The sequence below is a fragment of the Bacillus sp. FSL P4-0248 genome (assembly GCF_038593305.1).
GTDB lineage: Bacteria > Bacillota > Bacilli > Bacillales > Bacillaceae > Bacillus > Bacillus safensis.
Genome location: NZ_CP151983.1, coordinates 591,522 through 608,747 on the forward strand (window position 1 = coordinate 591,522; position 17,226 = coordinate 608,747).

Consider the following 17,226-nt stretch of genomic DNA (forward strand, 5'->3'; position numbering starts at 1 on the left):
CAGAGATACGACAAATGACAGTAGCGGATATTCCAGAGGTGTATACGATTGAAGTGCATTCGTTTACAGCGCCTTGGAAAAAGGAATCGTTTGTCTATGAGATTCTTCATAACCAATACAGCCATTATTTCCTCATTGAAGAAGATAAGCAGCCTGTTGGGTATTGCGGGGTCTGGATTGTCATGGACGATGCACAAATTACGAACATTGCGATTCTCCCTGAGCATAGAGGAAAAGGCTACGGGGAAGCATTGCTTCGATATGTCATGGAATTTTGCAAAGAAAAAAAGACAGATCATCTTTCTTTAGAGGTGCGGGTTTCAAATACACCAGCACAATCCCTCTATGAAAAGCTCGGTTTCAGACCAGCTTCTATTCGAAAGAATTATTATACGGATAATGGAGAAGATGCATTAGTCATGTGGGTGAATATAAATGAGTGAACAAACAGATCGATTCATATTAGGTATAGAAACAAGCTGCGATGAAACAGCTGCGTCCATTGTCAAAAATGGAAAGGAAATCGTGGCGAATGTGGTCGCCTCGCAAATAGACAGTCATAAACGATTTGGCGGAGTTGTACCCGAAATTGCTTCAAGGCATCACGTGGAGCAAGTCACCATCGTATTAGAAGAAGTGATGGCACAGGCGGGTATGAGCTTTAAGGATTTAGATGCGATTGCTGTCACAGAAGGACCTGGCCTCGTGGGTGCTTTGCTGATTGGTGTCAATGCAGCAAAGGCACTGAGCTTTGCCCATCAAATTCCTCTTGTAGGTGTTCATCATATTGCAGGGCATATTTATGCAAACCAGCTTGTTGATGAATTGGAGTTTCCGTGTTTAGCTCTTGTTGTCTCTGGCGGACATACTGAGCTTGTTTTAATGAAGGAGCACGGATCTTTTGAGGTCATCGGAGAAACATTAGATGATGCAGCTGGAGAAGCGTACGATAAAGTGGCCCGGACGATGGGTCTCCCGTATCCAGGCGGACCTCACATTGATCGGTTAGCGCATGAAGGGGAGCCGACAATTAAGCTTCCTCGTGCATGGCTTGAAGAAGGATCCTATCACTTTAGCTTCAGTGGTTTAAAATCAGCTGTGATCAACACCTTACACAATGCGTCACAAAAGGGTGAAACGATTGCCCCAGAGAATTTGGCCGCAAGTTTTCAAGCAAGCGTCATTGAGGTGCTTGTTGGGAAAACATTGAAAGCAGCAGAAGCCTATGGTGTGAAGCAAGTTGTTCTAGCTGGAGGAGTCGCTGCCAATAAAGGACTAAGAGAAGCTTTAACCTCAGCATTTACGAAGCTGCCAGACGTGAAGGTCATTATTCCGCCATTATCTCTTTGTACAGACAATGCAGCCATGATCGCTGCTGCTGGAACCGTTGCATTTGAAAAAGGAATCAGAGGCGATATGACGATGAATGGCCAGCCAGGGTTATCACTAGTCTCATATGAATGAAAACTCCTGTGGATTACAGGGGTTTTTTATTTTTCGATGAAAGCGATTTATTCACATGTAAACGTTATATATCCACAATTGTTAGAAAATTTTGTTTTAAAATGAAGAGGGTGTGTATAAATATGATCTTTTTTGTGGATATGTGATTAAAACTCTGTGGATAAAGTGGATAAGTCCAAAGTATTTAAGAATAATCAAGAAGTTATTGTGGGTATCGTTGTGGATAATAAATTTTCATTGAAAGAAAAAAGAGTACCCTTAGGGCACTCTTTAAGCTTCTGACAGCTCTTCCCACTCCGCAAAAAGTGATTCCAGCTCTTGATTGAGCGTATCATTTTCTGTCTGAATGTCTTGGACCTTTTCGTGATCTTGAAAAATTTCAGGATCACATAGAAGCTTTTCATTTTCACTGAGCTTTTCTTCAATGACAGCAATACGTTCTTCAATTTCTTCGATTCTGCGCTGCTTTTGTCTTTCTTTCTTTTTCAGCTCTTTTTCTTCCGCATAAGAAAGCTTTGCCTTTTCTGCTTGCTGTGCAGCTTGTATTTTAAGCGGTTCATTTTCTTGAAGTGCCTCCAGCTCTAGTTGTTCATTTTTCTTTTCAAGATAGTAATCATAATCACCGAGATATTCTCTTGTTTCTGTAGGCGAAAGCTCAAATACTTTCGTGGCGAGACGATTGATAAAATAACGATCATGCGAGACAAATAAGATGGTTCCTGGATAATCAATTAGTGCATTCTCTAAAATTTCCTTACTATCTAAGTCCAGATGGTTTGTAGGCTCATCGAGAATAAGAAAGTTGGCTTTTTGGAGCATCAGCTTTGCTAGTGCAAGGCGTGCTTTTTCTCCACCGCTTAATGCATGGACAGGCTTTAAAACGTCATCACCGGAAAATAGGAAGTTTCCTAAACATGTCCGAATTTCTTTTTCATTCATATGAGGATAATCATCCCAAAGCTCATTGAGCACTTTTTTCGAGGATGTCAGTTTGGCTTGCTCTTGGTCATAGTAGCCGATCGTGACATGAGATCCAAAAGTGATCTCGCCTTTTACTGGTGTTAATGTGTTTGTTAACGTTTTTAAAAGGGTTGATTTCCCGATCCCGTTAGGACCAATGAGTGCCACACTATCCTCTCGTTTAATCTGAAAAGAAAGAGAGGATAGGAGCGGTGTTTTTTCATCATAACGAATATCGAGATCATGCACCTTCAGCACATCATTGCCGCTTTGTCTCGTAATATCAAAATGAAAGTTTGCGGATTTTTCGTCTCCTAAAGGCTTATCTAAACGATCCATCCGTTCGAGCTGCTTGCGTCTGCTTTGAGCGCGCTTTGTGGTCGAGGCTCTTGCCAGGTTGCGATCCACGAAATCCTGAAGCTTTGAGATCTCTTCTTGCTGCTTTTCGTAGAGTTTCATATCACGCTCTAGCTGCTCTGCTTTCAGCTCAAGATACTTACTATAGTTTCCTGCAAACTTTTTCATCGAAGTTCTTGAGACTTCATAGACGTGGTTTACGACTTTGTCTAAGAAATAGCGGTCATGGGACACGATGAGAATGGCACCTGTATAATTTTGCAAATACTGCTCCAGCCATGATAAGGTATCAATATCTAAATGGTTGGTCGGCTCATCCAGAATTAAGAGTTCTGGTTTCATTAATAAGAGCTTTCCAAGCGCTAGACGGGTTTTCTGGCCGCCGCTTAAGGATTGGACGGTTGTCTCATCTTCGAAATGACTAAAGCCGAGTCCATGAAGAATGGAGCGGACATCTGCTTCATATTGATAGCCGCCTTGATCTTTAAATTCCTGCTGCAGCCTGTCATAGGTTTTCATAAGGGCATCCAGCTCAGAACCTGTGGAAGAAGCCATTTTCTCCTCAATGGTTCTCATTTCTTGTTCCATCTCTTTTAAATGATCAAAAACCGATAATAATTCGTCTTTTAACGTACGTGTAGACGTTACATCGGTATGCTGTGCTAAATAGCCGATCGATAGGTCTTTTGGTTTGATGATCTCACCTTGCTCGTAAGACATTTGACCGGCAATGATTTTTAAAAGCGTGGATTTGCCTGCGCCGTTACGACCTACAATGGCAATGCGATCCCTTGCTTTGACTTCCAATTTTATATTCGTTAAAACGGTATCAGCGCCAAACGATTTGGACAGCTGATTCACTTGTAGAATCATCATGTAACTTCACCTCTGCTATAATATGTTAAGTGTAGCTTATCAGCAGTAAACCGGCAAATGTTACATACAATCGCCATATTCAAATGAAAGACAGATAGGAAAAAATAGTGTATCATTTGAGTGAGGGAGCGTTGAAAGATGAGTCAATTTAGCCACTTTAACGAACAGGGAAGAGCAAAGATGGTCGACATTAGTGACAAATCGTCTACAGTGAGAACCGCCGTTGCTGTTTCAAGTGTTCGTATGATAAAAGAAGTGTTTCATAAAATAGAGCAACGTGAAATTGGAAAAGGAGATGTGCTGTCTGTTGCACAGGTTGCTGGCATCATGGCAGCAAAGCAAACATCTACCATCATTCCAATGTGTCATCCGCTTGCACTAAAAGGCGTGGATATCTCCTTTCATTGGGAGGAAGACGGAAATGCGCACATCCTGAACATACAAGTACAGGTAAAAACAAAAGGAAGTACGGGTGTGGAGATGGAAGCGCTCACTTCTGCTTCAGTATGTGCACTGACCGTTTACGACATGTGCAAAGCGATTGATAAAGGCATGATCATCGGTCCTACCTATCTAATTGAAAAGACAGGCGGGAAAAACGGTGATTTTCACAGAGCATCTGATATTTAAGTTGGAGGACCTTATATGAATATAGATCAGTCAAAAATTCCACAAGCGACAGCCAAACGTTTGCCGCTATACTACCGTTTTTTAAAAAATCTGCATGCATCAGGAAAACAAAGGGTGTCATCGGCAGAGCTTAGTGATGCAGTCAAAGTGGATTCTGCCACCATTCGCCGAGATTTTTCGTACTTTGGTGCACTTGGGAAGAAAGGGTATGGCTATAATGTCGATTATCTCTTGACCTTCTTCAGAAAGACCCTTGACCAAGATGAAATGACCAATGTCATGCTCATCGGTGTCGGGAATTTAGGGACTGCTTTTTTACACTATAATTTCATAAAAAATAATAATACAAAAATTTCAATGGCTTTTGACGTCAATGAGAGTAAAATAGGAAGTGAGATAGGCGGCGTGCCTGTCTATGATTTGGATAAGCTTGAAGAGCATGTTCAAGAGGTAGGAGATATCCCTGTTGCGATTTTGACAGTACCTGCCGTAGCAGCTCAATCCATTACAGATCGTTTGATTGCCCTTGGCATCAAAGGAATCCTTAACTTTACGCCGGCTCGATTGAATGTGCCGGAACACATTCGAATTCATCATATAGATTTGGCGGTTGAACTTCAGTCTCTTGTGTATTTCTTAAAGCATTACTCTGTTACGCAGGAGGACTGACGAAAAGGGGTAAAGGGGGTGGAGCAAATGGGTCCGATCGGTCCTGGGAGTTTGATTCTGATTGCGATTGTAGCGCTCATTATTTTTGGGCCGAAAAAGCTTCCTGAATTAGGAAGAGCAGCAGGAGATACACTACGTGAATTCAAAAATGCCACAAAAGGCTTAGCTGATGATCAGGAAGAAAAAAAGAAAAAAGAAGATCAGTAGAATAGGATGAGCTTCATGAATGTCAAAGATATGCCGCTTATGGAGCATATTGTGGAACTGCGAAAACGTTTAGTGATCATTGCGATGTTTTTTGTCGCCTTTATGGTGGCTGGTTTTTTTCTCGCGAAGCCGGTCATTGTGTATTTACAAAATACCGATGAAGCGGCAACACTCACGCTGAACGCATTTAAGCTTACAGATCCACTGTACGTGTTTATGCAGTTCGCATTTGTCATTGCTTTGGTTTTGACGTGTCCCGTTATTTTATATCAGCTGTGGGCGTTTGTGAGTCCTGGCTTATATGAAAAAGAAAGAAAGGTGACACTTGCTTACATTCCGATTGCACTGCTTTTATTTTTGAGCGGTGTGGCTTTCTCTTATTTTATTTTGTTTCCGTTTGTCGTCGACTTTATGATGCGAATGTCGAATGATTTAAATGTAGAGCAAGTCATTGGGATTCATGAGTATTTTACATTTCTGATGCAGTTAACACTTCCATTTGGCTTTTTGTTTCAGATGCCCGTCGTGTTGATGTTTCTCACAAGACTTGGTATCATCACACCGATGTTTTTATCAAAAATACGGAAGTATGCCTATTTTGTCCTCCTTGTCATTGCCGCACTTATTACACCGCCAGAGCTTGTTTCTCACCTCATGGTCACCTTGCCAATGCTCGTTTTATATGAAGTGAGCATTATCATTTCGAGAGTGACCTACCGCAAAATGCAGCAAACAGAGGAGAAAGAAAAACATTATGTTTCATAAAAAAGCATCATGATCCAATGAGGATCACGATGCTTTTTCTATTGTATAAGAAATTGATTGATCGCGTGAAAGAGGTGCTCATAATAGGCGGGCACATGCGGGACAAAATCATGAACACCCACTTCGATGCTTTTCTCACGTCGTTCTTCATTTGCATCAACTTGAAAGCCCTCGATTCGAATTCTTTCAAATGTCCCTGTTAACAGCTGCTGCGCATCAAGCAGCTTTGCTCTGTAGAGACCAGCGACTTCTTCTTTCTGTAGATGAACTTCCATGTGCTCAACTTGATTCATATAAAGGTACACATGGCAGAACTCACGATCGATGAACGAAGGCATATGGATTTCATCCTGTATGACACCTGCAAAGGTGAGGTTCTCAAAAGGGATGGAAAGACCAAGTTCTTCTTCTACCTCTCTTAAGCCATCAGAAGGCTGTTCATCTGCGAGAAGATGGCCCGCTGCGGTGATATCAAACAGAGAAGGAAAATCCTTTTTTGCGGGACTTCTTAGCTGAAAATAGAGATATACGGTGTTATGCTCTTTTTTAAGAAGCCAGAAATGAAATGTTTCATGCCAATGGCCTTGGGCGTGGACAACTGAACGAGCGGCAGCTCCAATTGTTTCATGCTGATCATTGAATATACGAAGTTTTTCATGTTCCATGAAGATACATCCTCCATAAAAAAACCATTTTCCAACAGTGGAAAATGGTTTTTAATTTATTTTTGCTGCTGTTTTTTGAGTTTGACAGAGAAGGCAAACATTTTAAGCGCGATATTGATATTATAGGCCGCAAACACCATCAGCAAAATACTGTAAAATGACCACATGTCACCTGGGTTTTGAATGGCCATATAGGTGAAAGCCACACCTACGGCAAAATAAATGATGCCCCATACGACTGGGTTTCTCATGAGAAAAAGCCTCCAATAATCATTTGCATGGTTTGAGATTGTTCTTCAATCATTTTTTTCACTGGCTCAATCTGCACAAGAACGACAAGTGAATTCATCAGCATGTGAGCGCCGATTGGAACAATGATTCGTTTTGTTTTCGCATATAAAAAGGCAAAGGTAAAGCCCATTGCGGTATAGAGCAAGATATGGGGAAAATCATAGTGTACAGCAGCGAAAACCACTGAACTGGCAAGTGCTCCAATGAAGAAATTCGTTTTTTCATAAATCACACCAAAGATGATTTTACGGAAAATGATTTCCTCTAAGATTGGACCAATCAGGGCGATGACAATGACAAGCCAAGGAACGGCATCCATAATGGATAAAATGGTTTGCGTATTTTCTGACTCACGGCCAATGCCGAATCCATATTGTTCAATCGCCCCCGCAATCGATTGTGCAAAGAGAGAAAGAAAGAAACCGCCAATGATCCATGCGATAGCAGAACCGATTGAAACTGGCGCTTCATTTCGCAGTGAAGCTTTTGGGACGGTTCGAAGGATGAGCAGAATAATGATCAATCCGATACAAAAACTGATGATTGTCCACGTTCCTGATAATTTTGAAAGCTCTGTTTGAGTCATCGGTGATTGAATGAATCCCAGCCATTTCATAATGAGCACATAAGGAAACGCAGAAACCTGCACCAATATATACGTTAAGATGATGTACCAATATTGTTTTTTCAAGTAACGAAAACCCCTTTACTAAAAGAACTAGATTTATTGTAACACAAGTCTCCTTTTTCGATGAAAAGGAAAGAATCTGAGATCAAAAAAGATCGTGAAAGCGTAAAAATTTTTAAAGGTTTTTACTTGAAATTGCAGAAGACATTCTTTATTATAATAAATGTGTTAGCACTCTCTGGTGATGAGTGCTAAAAAAGACTACATATAAAAATTGAGGAGGTTGTTTCTTATGTTAAAGCCATTAGGCGATCGCGTAATCATTGAACTCGTTGAATCTGAGGAAAAAACCGCTAGCGGTATTGTTTTACCGGATTCTGCAAAAGAAAAACCGCAAGAAGGTAAAATTGTTGCAGCAGGTTCAGGGCGTGTACTTGAAAGTGGTGAGCGCGTTGCGTTAGAAGTAAGCACAGGCGACCGCATTATCTTCTCAAAATATGCAGGCACTGAAGTGAAATATGAAGGCAAAGAATATTTAATCCTTCGTGAGAGCGACATTTTAGCCGTTATTGGCTAATCACATAAAAAAATTGAGATAAATTTTTAAAAAGACTGAGGAGGTTTCGTTATTATGGCAAAAGATATTAAGTTCAGTGAAGAAGCACGTCGCGCGATGTTACGCGGTGTAGATGCACTTGCAGATGCTGTAAAAGTAACTTTAGGACCTAAAGGACGTAACGTGGTTCTTGAGAAAAAATTCGGTTCTCCACTTATCACAAATGATGGTGTAACGATTGCAAAAGAAATCGAATTAGAAGATGCATTTGAAAACATGGGTGCAAAACTTGTGGCTGAAGTTGCAAGCAAAACAAACGACGTAGCTGGTGACGGTACTACGACTGCAACAGTTCTAGCTCAAGCGATGATCCGTGAAGGTCTGAAAAACGTAACAGCTGGTGCAAACCCTGTTGGCGTGCGTAAAGGGATCGAAGAAGCAGTGAAAGTAGCACTTGAAGGCTTGCACGAGATTTCTAAACCAATCGAAGGCAAAGAATCAATTGCTCAAGTTGCGGCTATTTCTGCAGCAGATGAAGAAGTCGGCAGCCTAATCGCAGAAGCTATGGAACGTGTAGGTAACGACGGAGTTATCACAATTGAAGAATCTAAAGGATTCACAACTGAGCTTGAAGTGGTTGAAGGTATGCAATTTGACCGCGGATATGCTTCACCATACATGGTGACGGATTCTGATAAGATGGAAGCGGTTCTTGAAAATCCTTACATCTTAATTACGGATAAAAAGATCACAAACATTCAAGAAATCCTTCCTGTACTTGAGCAAGTTGTACAACAAGGAAAACCATTATTGCTCATTGCTGAAGATGTAGAAGGCGAAGCACTTGCAACTCTTGTTGTGAACAAACTTCGTGGTACATTCAACGCAGTGGCAGTAAAAGCACCTGGATTCGGTGATCGTCGTAAAGCAATGCTTGAAGACATCTCTGTTCTAACTGGCGGAGAATTAATCACAGAAGACCTAGGACTTGACCTGAAATCAACTGAAATCGGTCAGCTTGGCCGCGCGTCTAAAGTTGTTGTGACAAAAGAAAACACAACAATCGTAGAGGGCTCAGGAGATTCTGCTCAAATTGCAGCACGTGTGAACCAAATCCGTGCTCAAGTAGAAGAAACAACTTCTGAATTCGATAAAGAAAAATTACAAGAACGTCTTGCAAAACTAGCTGGCGGCGTCGCTGTCATCAAAGTTGGTGCTGCAACTGAAACAGAACTAAAAGAGCGTAAACTACGCATCGAGGATGCACTGAACTCAACTCGCGCAGCAGTTGAAGAAGGTATCGTATCCGGTGGTGGTACAGCACTTGTGAATGTATACAACAAAGTCGCTTCAATCGAAGCTGATGGTGACGTTCAAACAGGTGTGAACATCGTTCTACGTTCTCTTGAAGAGCCAATTCGTCAAATCGCTCACAACGCAGGTCTTGAAGGATCTGTTATCGTTGAGCGCTTGAAAAACGAAGAAATTGGCGTAGGCTTCAACGCAGCAACAAACGAATGGGTAAACATGATCGAAAAAGGAATCGTTGACCCAACAAAAGTAACTCGCTCTGCACTTCAAAACGCAGCTTCTGTAGCAGCAATGCTTCTAACAACTGAAGCAGTCGTTGCTGACAAACCAGAAGAAGGCGGCTCAGGCGGCGGAATGCCGGATATGGGCGGCATGGGTGGAATGGGCGGAATGATGTAACACCCTCGAAAACCCCTTGAAATATAGGGGTTTTTGTTATGTCTTCATGAATTTGATCACATGCAATAAAAAGTATCAGGGCTGCTGAATTGAAACCTTTACTGCTTTTCAACCGTTAAAATAAGAGCAAGTGATTTCATGGGTTTTTACCCGATACGGTATTTTAAAAAGAAAAGCGGTGATCATATGGGCTTCACTACATGGGTAGCGATTATTGTTGCACTGGCCGTTGTGTTTGGAGTGTTTGGATCAAAGAAGCGTGATAAATAAAAAACCCACTTCCAATTGGAGGGTGGGTTTTTTATTGCAAATACAACATTAATTGGTTATACTAATTTTAGTTGTTTGTTGTAAATGCAACAAAAGGAGTCGAGGTACATGAAAGAGATTTTGCGGGAGATCGGCGTGATTGCTCGCGCGCTTGATTCCATAAGTAATATTGAATTTAAAGAGTACGATTTAACGAAGGGGCAGTATTTGTATCTTGTGCGTATTTGTGAGGAGCCTGGTATCATTCAGGAAAAGCTGGCGGAAATGATTAAGGTGGATCGAACTACGGCGGCTCGGGCTATCAAAAAGCTAGAACTGCATGGGTTTATTGAGAAAAAAGAGGATCGTGTGAATAAAAAAATCAAAAAGCTGTTTCCAACTGAAAAAGGGGAAACGGTCTACCCAATGATCAAACGAGAACATGATTATTCGAATCAAGTGGCGCTCAGTGGGTTTTCTGAGGAAGAAGCGGAACAGATTTATGAGTATCTTCTAAGGGTGCGAAAGAATATAGAAAAGGACTGGGAAGATGTGAAAAAAGGGATAAAGAGAAGCTACTAATTAATAAGGAGGGCGACTTTATGACCGTCAATTTCATTCGGTGCAATGTACAACATGTAAAGGAGCTACAGAAAATAGGGATCAATACGTTTAAAGAAACCTTTCTGGATCAAAACAAAGTGGAACATATCGAAGCTTACGTGAAGACAGCTTTTCACCTAAACCAGCTGTTAAAGGAATTACAGCACCCTTCTTCACAGTTTTATTTTGTTCAAGTGAATGGGGAAGTAGCTGGTTATTTGAAGATCAATATGAATGATGCCCAATCAGAAGAGATGGGCGATGACGCGTTAGAGATTGAAAGAATTTATATCAAGCAATCCTTTCAAAAGCAAGGATTAGGCAAATATTTAATCGATCAAGCCATTGAAATTGCGAAAAATCATCATAAACGGGATGTTTGGCTTGGGGTGTGGGAGCACAATAGAGCGGCCATCGCTTTCTATCAAAAGCATGGATTTGTTCAAACAGGGGTGCACGCCTTTCTCATGGGGGACGAAGAGCAAATGGATTTCATTATGACCAAAACTTTGAGCTGATCAAAAAGGAGGAAGGGTACATGCATATCCCATCATTTTTTCGAGTGAAAGATATAGAGAAAATCAAATCATTTATTCAATCTCATTCATTTGCAACAGTTGTGACGACATCGAATGGAAAGCCCATTGCGACACATATTCCGGTGAGTTTTCATCAAGTTGACGATTCGTATGTGATCTCAGGGCATATGGCGATTGGGAATCCTCAGTGGAAAACGTTTGAAGAGAGCGAGAAGACGCTCGTCATCTTTCAAGGGCCGCATGCCTACATATCCTCTTCATGGTATGAAAAAGAAGCAGTACCAACATGGAATTACCAGGCTGTTCATGTTTATGGAAAGGCGGAACTGCTTGAAAAATCGGAACTGGTTAAGGAATTAACCACAATGCTGGAGACATACGAAACTCGCAGGGAACAGCCGGTGTTATGGGATACGTTGTCTGAGGAACTGTTAGAGAAGCAAATGAAAGGCATTGTAGGTTTTAAAATCATCATTGATGAAGTTCAGGCTGCTTTCAAATTAAGCCAAAATCGCCACGAAAGGGATTATGACCGCATCATTGAAAAGCTGGAGGCAGAGGGTGAAGTGGAAATGGCTGAGGCGATGAAAAGAGAGTTCCGTGTAAGAGGCTTCTCGAAAGATCAGTTATTCTTATGAAGCGCTAAAAATGAATGAGAACGTTACTTAAACACTTTCTTCTAGGAAAGTGTTTTTTTGTGATGATAAATAAAAAAGCCCTCATCATTCAAGGGCTTTAATGAAACAAATTATTTTACTTTAACTGTGAAGGTTACATCTTTACTATTCATGTAATCGTCAGTTGTGACATTTCCAAATTTCAGCTTTAATTCTTTGATATTTTTAATGTTGATCTCTTTGCCCTCAGGAGCTAAGAATTGAATAACACCATCTTGTTTAACGCCACCTTCAACTTCGCCACCAATATCACCATCAGTCATAAACATATTGGCATCTAATTGCATGCTTCCAGCTACAACTTTACCTTGATCTGGATAGAAGTTTAGAACTTTATCTGTCGTATTTTCGATATTCATCCCAACATTGATTCTATCCTTCATAATTTTAATCTCGCCAAGGTTTACTTTCATTCCTTGAGCAGTTGTTTTGTGTTTGCTCGCATTTATTTTCTTTGAACCATCGTCTTTTTTGTTTTTTGATTGTGTTTTTGTGCTTGTAGACTCTTTTTCTTTAGATGCACCTGTAGACACATCTTCTGTTGAGCCGCAAGCAGCCAGTGTAAATGTCAGCCCTAAAGCTAAAAATAAAGCATAGAATTTCTTCAAAATGAAAATCCCCTTTTTTTTAATTTATATAAGCGTCCTGTGCTTATATATTGATCATGACTATTATAATAGGATAAAAGTACTTGTAAATCAACAAAAAATGATAAAAATAGAAAATAATTGTTTTGGAGAGTTTTTTATAAACCAGTTAGCTTAAAATTACATAAAATCCACTTCTTGTGACTTAAAACGAACTTAAATTTCCTTATAATAGAATTATTATAAGGGATTGGGAGTGATTGAGATGGAAGGTTCGTCAATCAAGACGGTTAATAGAGAGGATCAACATGAATTCTTGTTTCTGAATATATCTTCAAATACAGTTGGGGCTCTTTCAAAGGAATCTGCTGAGAGGATTCTAAGTGAGAGGGATACCGATGAAATACACCAATTGATGTATGTTCCTATTGAGATTCATGAAGACCTCAAATGGCTGATTCATTCTTTGCATAAAGCCATCATGGATGAAAAAGATGTACGTGTCGTTCTTGAATTGGCTGATCTACTCTATTTCTTTGTTGTCCCTGCTTACAAAGAAGAATTGATGAGCCAAGAAGATTTGTCACACATGGTGAATGATATATTATTTATGTTGGATCTTTGGACAGATGAAAACATAATAGAGTTAGTTGATGCGATTCAATATGAATTACAAAGAGTAGAGAGAAAAGGCTTGTAGAGCAATCTCTACAAGCTTTATTCTCTATTTTTATGCAGTTGTGTTATTGACGACAGGCTCTTTTCTAAACACGCCCATGCAGCCTGCAATGATGATTAATACAGCTGGAAGGATGAAGAACATAGAAATAGAAATAATGCCGCCTACAGCAGATACTAATAATAAAATTCCACCAAGCTTTGCTTTTTTCTTTACAATGACAGATGAGACAATGGCAAGAATAGAGAAAAGCATTGCTGCCCAGCCTAATCCTGTAATTTCACTCGTGCCTGAATCGCTAAATGCTGCATCGATTCCTCCGAAAGCAAGAGCGAACATTGCGCCGAAAAATCCAAAAATACCTCCAATTAAACCTAAAACAAATTCAGTTGTTCTTTTCATGATACTTTCCTCCGATATGTAAATAAGAATTATTGGTACTTAAGAACCAACACAATCTTACTAATCGGCATTCTTTTCATAAAGTTAATAGTTTTGTTAAAAAAAACAAGAAAATCCATAAAGGATTTTCTTGTCCAATTATTGGGCTCTTTCCCAAGTGATTTTTGTTTCATTTGTTTTTTTCGTTCCCTTTGCCAGCACCTTGCCGTTTTCTTGTTTCACGGTGATGTTTAGGTCATAGAAGGAATAGAGGGCGCCGAGGCTGTCATTTTCAGGTTTATGCAGATTGTTTTCTTTTTCAGTTGATGCACCAATGGCCAGCGTTTTTGCAAAGTTTAAACCGATGACTTCAGCGTAATCACTATTGGTATCAGAGGAAGCCGTTACGTTTAAAGAAATGATTTTTTTCTTTTGATCAACGGTGATGTCAGTGTCTTTGATGAGCTTAGACTGCTCCATCACTTCTTTCGTTTCCTTTTGAGTGCGTTCATTAATCGTTGGAAGTGCTTTAGATTCTGGTTTTTGTTCTTTTGTCGTATTTGAGCAAGCTGCTAGAATGGAGAGACTTGCAACTAGACTCATGAAAACAAGTAGACTTTTTTTCACGTTCGTTCTCCTTTTTTCGTCGAATGTTGTATGTTTATGTTACCACGAATCCTTGTTTTGATTAAAAGAGAAGTGTTGATAAGCTGTGAACAATAAAAAGCACCCAATGGAGGGTGCTTTTTTCTTATTGTGCTGAAAGGCTTGTACTTAATGGGATAGAAGAAATGACGGTGAATTTAGGAGCTGCGGCACCGGATTCTAAATTTTTACGTAAAAGTGACGATTTGATTGACCCGTCCCAATTTTTATAGACACTTCCTGATGTATTTGCACGAAGCTGTACATTCGAAAAGCTTGCTTGTGAATAGCTGTTTGTTCCATTATCCTGTACGCCATGTACCATTTTGACAACATCAAGGTTTTTCAGACGGCTAGGGTTGTAAACAGGCTGCTTATAGCGCAATTTCCCATTGACATATAGTGACACCGTGCCATCACCATTGTTGATGAGCTTTAAGTTGACCCGTGCGCCATCTTTAATACTTGTATCGTATTCGCTGTTCCAGTATTTACTGCCGCCTTGTGAGCCGCTGCCCAGAAAAACCTTATAGCCAGAAGACGTTTTTGAAATACCGCTCTCTACAACAGCAGAGCCGAGACCGAGATACCAGTCCGCATAGCCATTTTTAATGGTGGCTGTTTTCGGCAGGACAATATCAGCATAGATACCTGACCATTTGGCTTCATCTGTTTGCGTCACAATGGCGCCGTGACGAGGACTAGCCGCTGAGGCAGGAAGACTTGAAAACATCAAAACGAAGGCCAAACTTACAATCAAAACGGTGAAACACTTTTTCATGAAAATTCCTCCTTAAATTTGATTCACTTTCATTATATAAAATGAAGGAGGGGGGCTGCTTACAATGTTCTGGCTGTTTATGGTAGTATTTATGAACTTTATCGGTCATAAAGTGGTCAACTTGTATTTGAATTGTAATGTGTCTGTAAAATAACTGGGTTCATCTTCATGTATAATGAGTGCAGAAACCAAAAACGGAGGATTTCTTAATGAATAAAAAGCTTATCACGACAATCGTAACAGTAGCTAGTTTATTTTTAGCATTCAGTTTCTCACATGGAGCAAGTGCAAAAAAAGTAAGCGGCAATATTACTTGGTACAATGGTGTCGGCAAAAAAGGCGCAGATGGAAAAAAACTCGGTCATTGGGATGCAGCAACTAAAATGGGCTTTGACGTACCGAAAAAAGGTACAAAACTAAGAGTGACAACAAAAGCGAAACCACATAAAGTGATTACAGTATATAAATATGATGTAGGCAGAATGCCAAATGCTGTACTAGACGTAAGTCCAAAAGCATTCAAAGCACTTGGGTATAAAACAAGTAAAGGTGTCGTAAAAGGGCATTACACTTATTAATACATAGGCATGCAAAGAAGCGGGAAAAGTTCATTTTCTGGCTTCTTTTCTTGTAGAGAGGGTCTGAAAGGCAATGAAAAAATCAACATGGTGGATCATCACAGTCATTGGCGTCGCAGTGATTGCGGCAGTTATTTTCTTCATGATGAAGCCTGGGCAAGAGGCGAAACATACAGGAAAAGTCAAAACAAATCAAGATGCAAAAGACGAATTGCTCGTTTCATTTACAGATCAAAAGTTAAACAATACTTATTACTTGCATGATCGGGCGCTTCATACGGAGAAACTGACAGCATATCCTTCGATTGCTTATGATTCTACGAAACAAGTTTTATATTACACGTATACGGATGAAGACACGCAAAAGGTGAGTATTCGGGAATTAAATGTGAAATCTGAAGAAGAAAAAACACTGTTTACGAGTGATGATTCTATCGACAGTATGAGGCTGTCTGGTGACGGAAAGAAGTTATTTCTAAGGTATAACAAGGATTCTGGAGAGCAATTTTTTGTCGCGTCTTTTGATTTGAACACACACAAAATGAAGGAGCTGTATCCAGAAAAAAGCAAGGATGATACGGTGAGTTCTTTTGCATATGATCCGACTTCAAATGATTTGGCGATCCAGCATTATTCTTTAAAAGAAGATTATCAAAAAACCGATGAAGCGAATGAAAAGGGAAGAGATCCTGAACCAACGACCATGAAGATCACCCTTCAAACAGGTGAGAAGGGGAAACGCATTGCACGTATCTCACAAACGATCAATGATATTTCATTTTCTCCAGATCATAAGAAATTGATTTATACAGAAGTAAAGGTTCGTAAAGAAAAAGAAATATCCTCGATTAAGATGCTTGATGTAGAAACAGGAAAAACGACGACACTCGTTAAAAACAGCCAGGATGTTCATATTTTAAGTGCTGCACAGCCGCAATTTTCTACGGACGGGTCGTCTGTTTATTTCTTAGGTGTTGCAAAAAACGCAAAAGAATTAAAGGATGACACCGGACGAAAGGCGAAGGTAAGAACGATTTTTGAATACAATATGAAGAAGAAAACAGTGGAAGCCGCTTGGGAGAAGGATGGCGGAATCGTTAACAATTTCACTGTCAATCGATAAAGGAAACGTTCAGTTATTTATATAACTGGACGTTTTTTTATTTTGTCATTTGAAATGCTGAAGAAATGGTGGGTTTATAGATGGAAAATCAGTTTTTAAGCAGGGATACGAGGGCTATTTTCATATTTTACTTATGTGACAGAAGAAAAGAAAAAGAGTAGTATGAGTGAACATAAAAAAACGAGAGGATTGTTGACATCTCGTTTTCTCTGTTTTATTTGTTTTCATCTAATAAGTTTTGAAAGATAAACAGGGCATTAATGGAGTGAGGGAAACCAGCAACCTTTGTACAGTGTTTAATAATCTCCATAATCTCTATAACAGAAAGTCCGATATGTAATGCTTGTTCAAAATGAGTCTTTAAGTCTTCATCACAATTGCCTTTTGTGATGAGGGAAGATAATGTGCTGATGGCCTTTTGTTTTTCATCTAATATGAAGTGATTGAATTCTTTTTGTTCACTGAGTTCAATGGTTAGTTGTTCAATGTTTGACCGAATGCTCTCGTTCTCATGGATTGAAAGCTTCTCTCTGTTACCTGCCGCTGTTTCTTGTTTGACCTGGCAAGTCTCTTTTTCTTCATTCAAATTGAACTCCTCCGTTTTTT

The 17,226-nt window shown here is 39.9% G+C and carries 24 protein-coding genes; 15 read left to right on the plus strand and 9 right to left on the minus strand.

Translation table 11 applies throughout. The features are described 5' to 3' along the window. Positions 1–14: 14 nt before the first annotated feature. Both rimI and tsaD read left to right on the plus strand, forming a co-directional pair. A complete protein-coding gene (rimI, locus tag NST65_RS02935) occupies positions 15–443 on the plus strand; it encodes a ribosomal protein S18-alanine N-acetyltransferase (RefSeq protein WP_024424460.1) in 429 nt (142 codons plus the stop codon). After that, positions 436–1,464 (plus strand): tRNA (adenosine(37)-N6)-threonylcarbamoyltransferase complex transferase subunit TsaD, encoded by a 1,029-nt coding sequence (gene tsaD / locus NST65_RS02940; RefSeq protein ID WP_342489307.1) that lies wholly within the window; start codon positions 436–438, stop codon positions 1,462–1,464. Before rimI ends, tsaD begins: the two co-directional genes overlap by 8 nt. 270 nt (positions 1,465–1,734) lie before the next feature. Here tsaD and NST65_RS02945 read toward each other — a convergent pair whose 3' ends face one another. Next, a complete protein-coding gene (locus NST65_RS02945) occupies positions 1,735–3,657 on the minus strand; it encodes an ABC-F family ATP-binding cassette domain-containing protein (protein WP_034283021.1) in 1,923 nt (640 codons plus the stop codon). Positions 3,658–3,795: 138 nt separating this feature from the next. Between NST65_RS02945 and moaC the strand changes: the two genes are divergently transcribed. The 4 genes from moaC to tatC are packed head-to-tail and all read left to right on the plus strand — an operon-like array spanning position 3,796 to position 5,928. After that, positions 3,796–4,287 (plus strand): cyclic pyranopterin monophosphate synthase MoaC, encoded by a 492-nt coding sequence (gene moaC, locus NST65_RS02950; RefSeq protein ID WP_024424463.1) that lies wholly within the window; start codon positions 3,796–3,798, stop codon positions 4,285–4,287. A 15-nt stretch (positions 4,288–4,302) separates the two neighbouring features. Then, positions 4,303–4,956 carry a redox-sensing transcriptional repressor Rex gene (locus NST65_RS02955; RefSeq protein ID WP_008355687.1) on the plus strand — a complete coding sequence of 218 codons (654 nt, stop codon included), beginning with the start codon at positions 4,303–4,305 and terminating at the stop codon, positions 4,954–4,956. A 27-nt stretch (positions 4,957–4,983) separates the two neighbouring features. Next, positions 4,984–5,163, plus strand: coding sequence for a twin-arginine translocase TatA/TatE family subunit (locus tag NST65_RS02960; RefSeq protein WP_008355689.1), 180 nt, complete (start codon positions 4,984–4,986; stop codon positions 5,161–5,163). A 6-nt stretch (positions 5,164–5,169) separates the two neighbouring features. Then, positions 5,170–5,928: a twin-arginine translocase subunit TatC gene (gene tatC / locus NST65_RS02965; RefSeq protein WP_098676753.1), complete on the plus strand. Its 759-nt coding sequence runs from the start codon at positions 5,170–5,172 to the stop codon at positions 5,926–5,928. 38 nt (positions 5,929–5,966) lie between these two features. Here the strand turns inward: tatC and NST65_RS02970 are convergent, their stop codons facing one another. From NST65_RS02970 to NST65_RS02980, 3 genes are read right to left on the minus strand one after another with little or no spacing between them, the layout of a single operon-like run. After that, positions 5,967–6,593, minus strand: a complete 627-nt coding sequence (locus tag NST65_RS02970; protein WP_046314200.1) for an NUDIX domain-containing protein — start codon at positions 6,591–6,593, stop codon at positions 5,967–5,969. A 56-nt stretch (positions 6,594–6,649) separates the two neighbouring features. Then, positions 6,650–6,844, minus strand: coding sequence for a YdiK family protein (locus tag NST65_RS02975; protein WP_003213897.1), 195 nt, complete (start codon positions 6,842–6,844; stop codon positions 6,650–6,652). Beyond that, the gene (locus NST65_RS02980) at positions 6,841–7,575 is read right to left on the minus strand and encodes a CPBP family intramembrane glutamic endopeptidase (protein ID WP_034283019.1); all 735 of its coding nucleotides are present in this window, start codon (positions 7,573–7,575) and stop codon (positions 6,841–6,843) included. The genes NST65_RS02975 and NST65_RS02980 overlap by 4 nt, the downstream gene beginning before the upstream one ends. 229 nt (positions 7,576–7,804) lie before the next feature. Between NST65_RS02980 and groES the strand changes: the two genes are divergently transcribed. The 6 genes from groES (at position 7,805) to NST65_RS03010 (ending at position 11,807) form a co-directional block, all read left to right on the plus strand. Further along, positions 7,805–8,089, plus strand: coding sequence for a co-chaperone GroES (gene groES / locus NST65_RS02985; RefSeq protein WP_024426730.1), 285 nt, complete (start codon positions 7,805–7,807; stop codon positions 8,087–8,089). Between the two features lie 54 nt (positions 8,090–8,143). After that, the gene (gene groL / locus NST65_RS02990; RefSeq protein WP_024424467.1) at positions 8,144–9,778 is read left to right on the plus strand and encodes a chaperonin GroEL; all 1,635 of its coding nucleotides are present in this window, start codon (positions 8,144–8,146) and stop codon (positions 9,776–9,778) included. A 138-nt stretch (positions 9,779–9,916) separates the two neighbouring features. Then, positions 9,917–10,048 (plus strand): hypothetical protein, encoded by a 132-nt coding sequence (locus NST65_RS02995; RefSeq protein ID WP_255290936.1) that lies wholly within the window; start codon positions 9,917–9,919, stop codon positions 10,046–10,048. A 108-nt stretch (positions 10,049–10,156) separates the two neighbouring features. Further along, complete coding sequence (locus tag NST65_RS03000; RefSeq protein WP_041116013.1) at positions 10,157–10,609, plus strand: MarR family transcriptional regulator; 453 nt, start codon at positions 10,157–10,159, stop codon at positions 10,607–10,609. Positions 10,610–10,629: 20 nt separating this feature from the next. Next, positions 10,630–11,148 carry a GNAT family N-acetyltransferase gene (locus tag NST65_RS03005; RefSeq protein WP_024426728.1) on the plus strand — a complete coding sequence of 173 codons (519 nt, stop codon included), beginning with the start codon at positions 10,630–10,632 and terminating at the stop codon, positions 11,146–11,148. A gap of 20 nt (positions 11,149–11,168) precedes the next feature. Further along, positions 11,169–11,807 carry an FMN-binding negative transcriptional regulator gene (locus NST65_RS03010; protein WP_070326853.1) on the plus strand — a complete coding sequence of 213 codons (639 nt, stop codon included), beginning with the start codon at positions 11,169–11,171 and terminating at the stop codon, positions 11,805–11,807. Between the two features lie 110 nt (positions 11,808–11,917). On the opposite strand, the gene NST65_RS03015 is transcribed toward NST65_RS03010, so the two are convergent. Beyond that, entirely contained in the window at positions 11,918–12,454 is a 537-nt protein-coding gene (locus NST65_RS03015; protein WP_024426726.1) for a hypothetical protein, read from the minus strand. Between the two features lie 244 nt (positions 12,455–12,698). Here NST65_RS03015 and NST65_RS03020 point away from each other — a divergent pair, with 244 nt between their 5' ends. Continuing rightward, positions 12,699–13,133 carry a hypothetical protein gene (locus NST65_RS03020; RefSeq protein ID WP_024426725.1) on the plus strand — a complete coding sequence of 145 codons (435 nt, stop codon included), beginning with the start codon at positions 12,699–12,701 and terminating at the stop codon, positions 13,131–13,133. A 30-nt stretch (positions 13,134–13,163) separates the two neighbouring features. Here NST65_RS03020 and NST65_RS03025 read toward each other — a convergent pair whose 3' ends face one another. The 3 genes from NST65_RS03025 to NST65_RS03035 all read right to left on the minus strand — a co-directional run bounded on the left by NST65_RS03025 (position 13,164) and on the right by NST65_RS03035 (position 14,919). After that, on the minus strand, positions 13,164–13,514 hold the full coding sequence (locus tag NST65_RS03025) for a DUF4064 domain-containing protein (protein ID WP_025092751.1): 351 nt from the start codon (positions 13,512–13,514) through the stop codon (positions 13,164–13,166). A 138-nt stretch (positions 13,515–13,652) separates the two neighbouring features. Then, a complete protein-coding gene (locus NST65_RS03030; protein ID WP_070326852.1) occupies positions 13,653–14,120 on the minus strand; it encodes a hypothetical protein in 468 nt (155 codons plus the stop codon). A gap of 124 nt (positions 14,121–14,244) precedes the next feature. Continuing rightward, on the minus strand, positions 14,245–14,919 hold the full coding sequence (locus tag NST65_RS03035) for a hypothetical protein (protein WP_070326851.1): 675 nt from the start codon (positions 14,917–14,919) through the stop codon (positions 14,245–14,247). 209 nt (positions 14,920–15,128) lie between these two features. Here NST65_RS03035 and NST65_RS03040 point away from each other — a divergent pair, with 209 nt between their 5' ends. Together NST65_RS03040 and NST65_RS03045 are read left to right on the plus strand one after the other, a co-directional pair. After that, entirely contained in the window at positions 15,129–15,497 is a 369-nt protein-coding gene (locus NST65_RS03040; RefSeq protein ID WP_024424478.1) for an RlpA-like double-psi beta-barrel domain-containing protein, read from the plus strand. A gap of 73 nt (positions 15,498–15,570) precedes the next feature. Continuing rightward, positions 15,571–16,620, plus strand: a complete 1,050-nt coding sequence (locus tag NST65_RS03045) for a hypothetical protein (protein WP_041116021.1) — start codon at positions 15,571–15,573, stop codon at positions 16,618–16,620. Positions 16,621–16,834: 214 nt separating this feature from the next. Here the strand turns inward: NST65_RS03045 and NST65_RS03050 are convergent, their stop codons facing one another. Next, positions 16,835–17,206 carry a carboxymuconolactone decarboxylase family protein gene (locus NST65_RS03050; RefSeq protein ID WP_095407866.1) on the minus strand — a complete coding sequence of 124 codons (372 nt, stop codon included), beginning with the start codon at positions 17,204–17,206 and terminating at the stop codon, positions 16,835–16,837. Between the last annotated feature and the right edge of the window lie 20 nt (positions 17,207–17,226).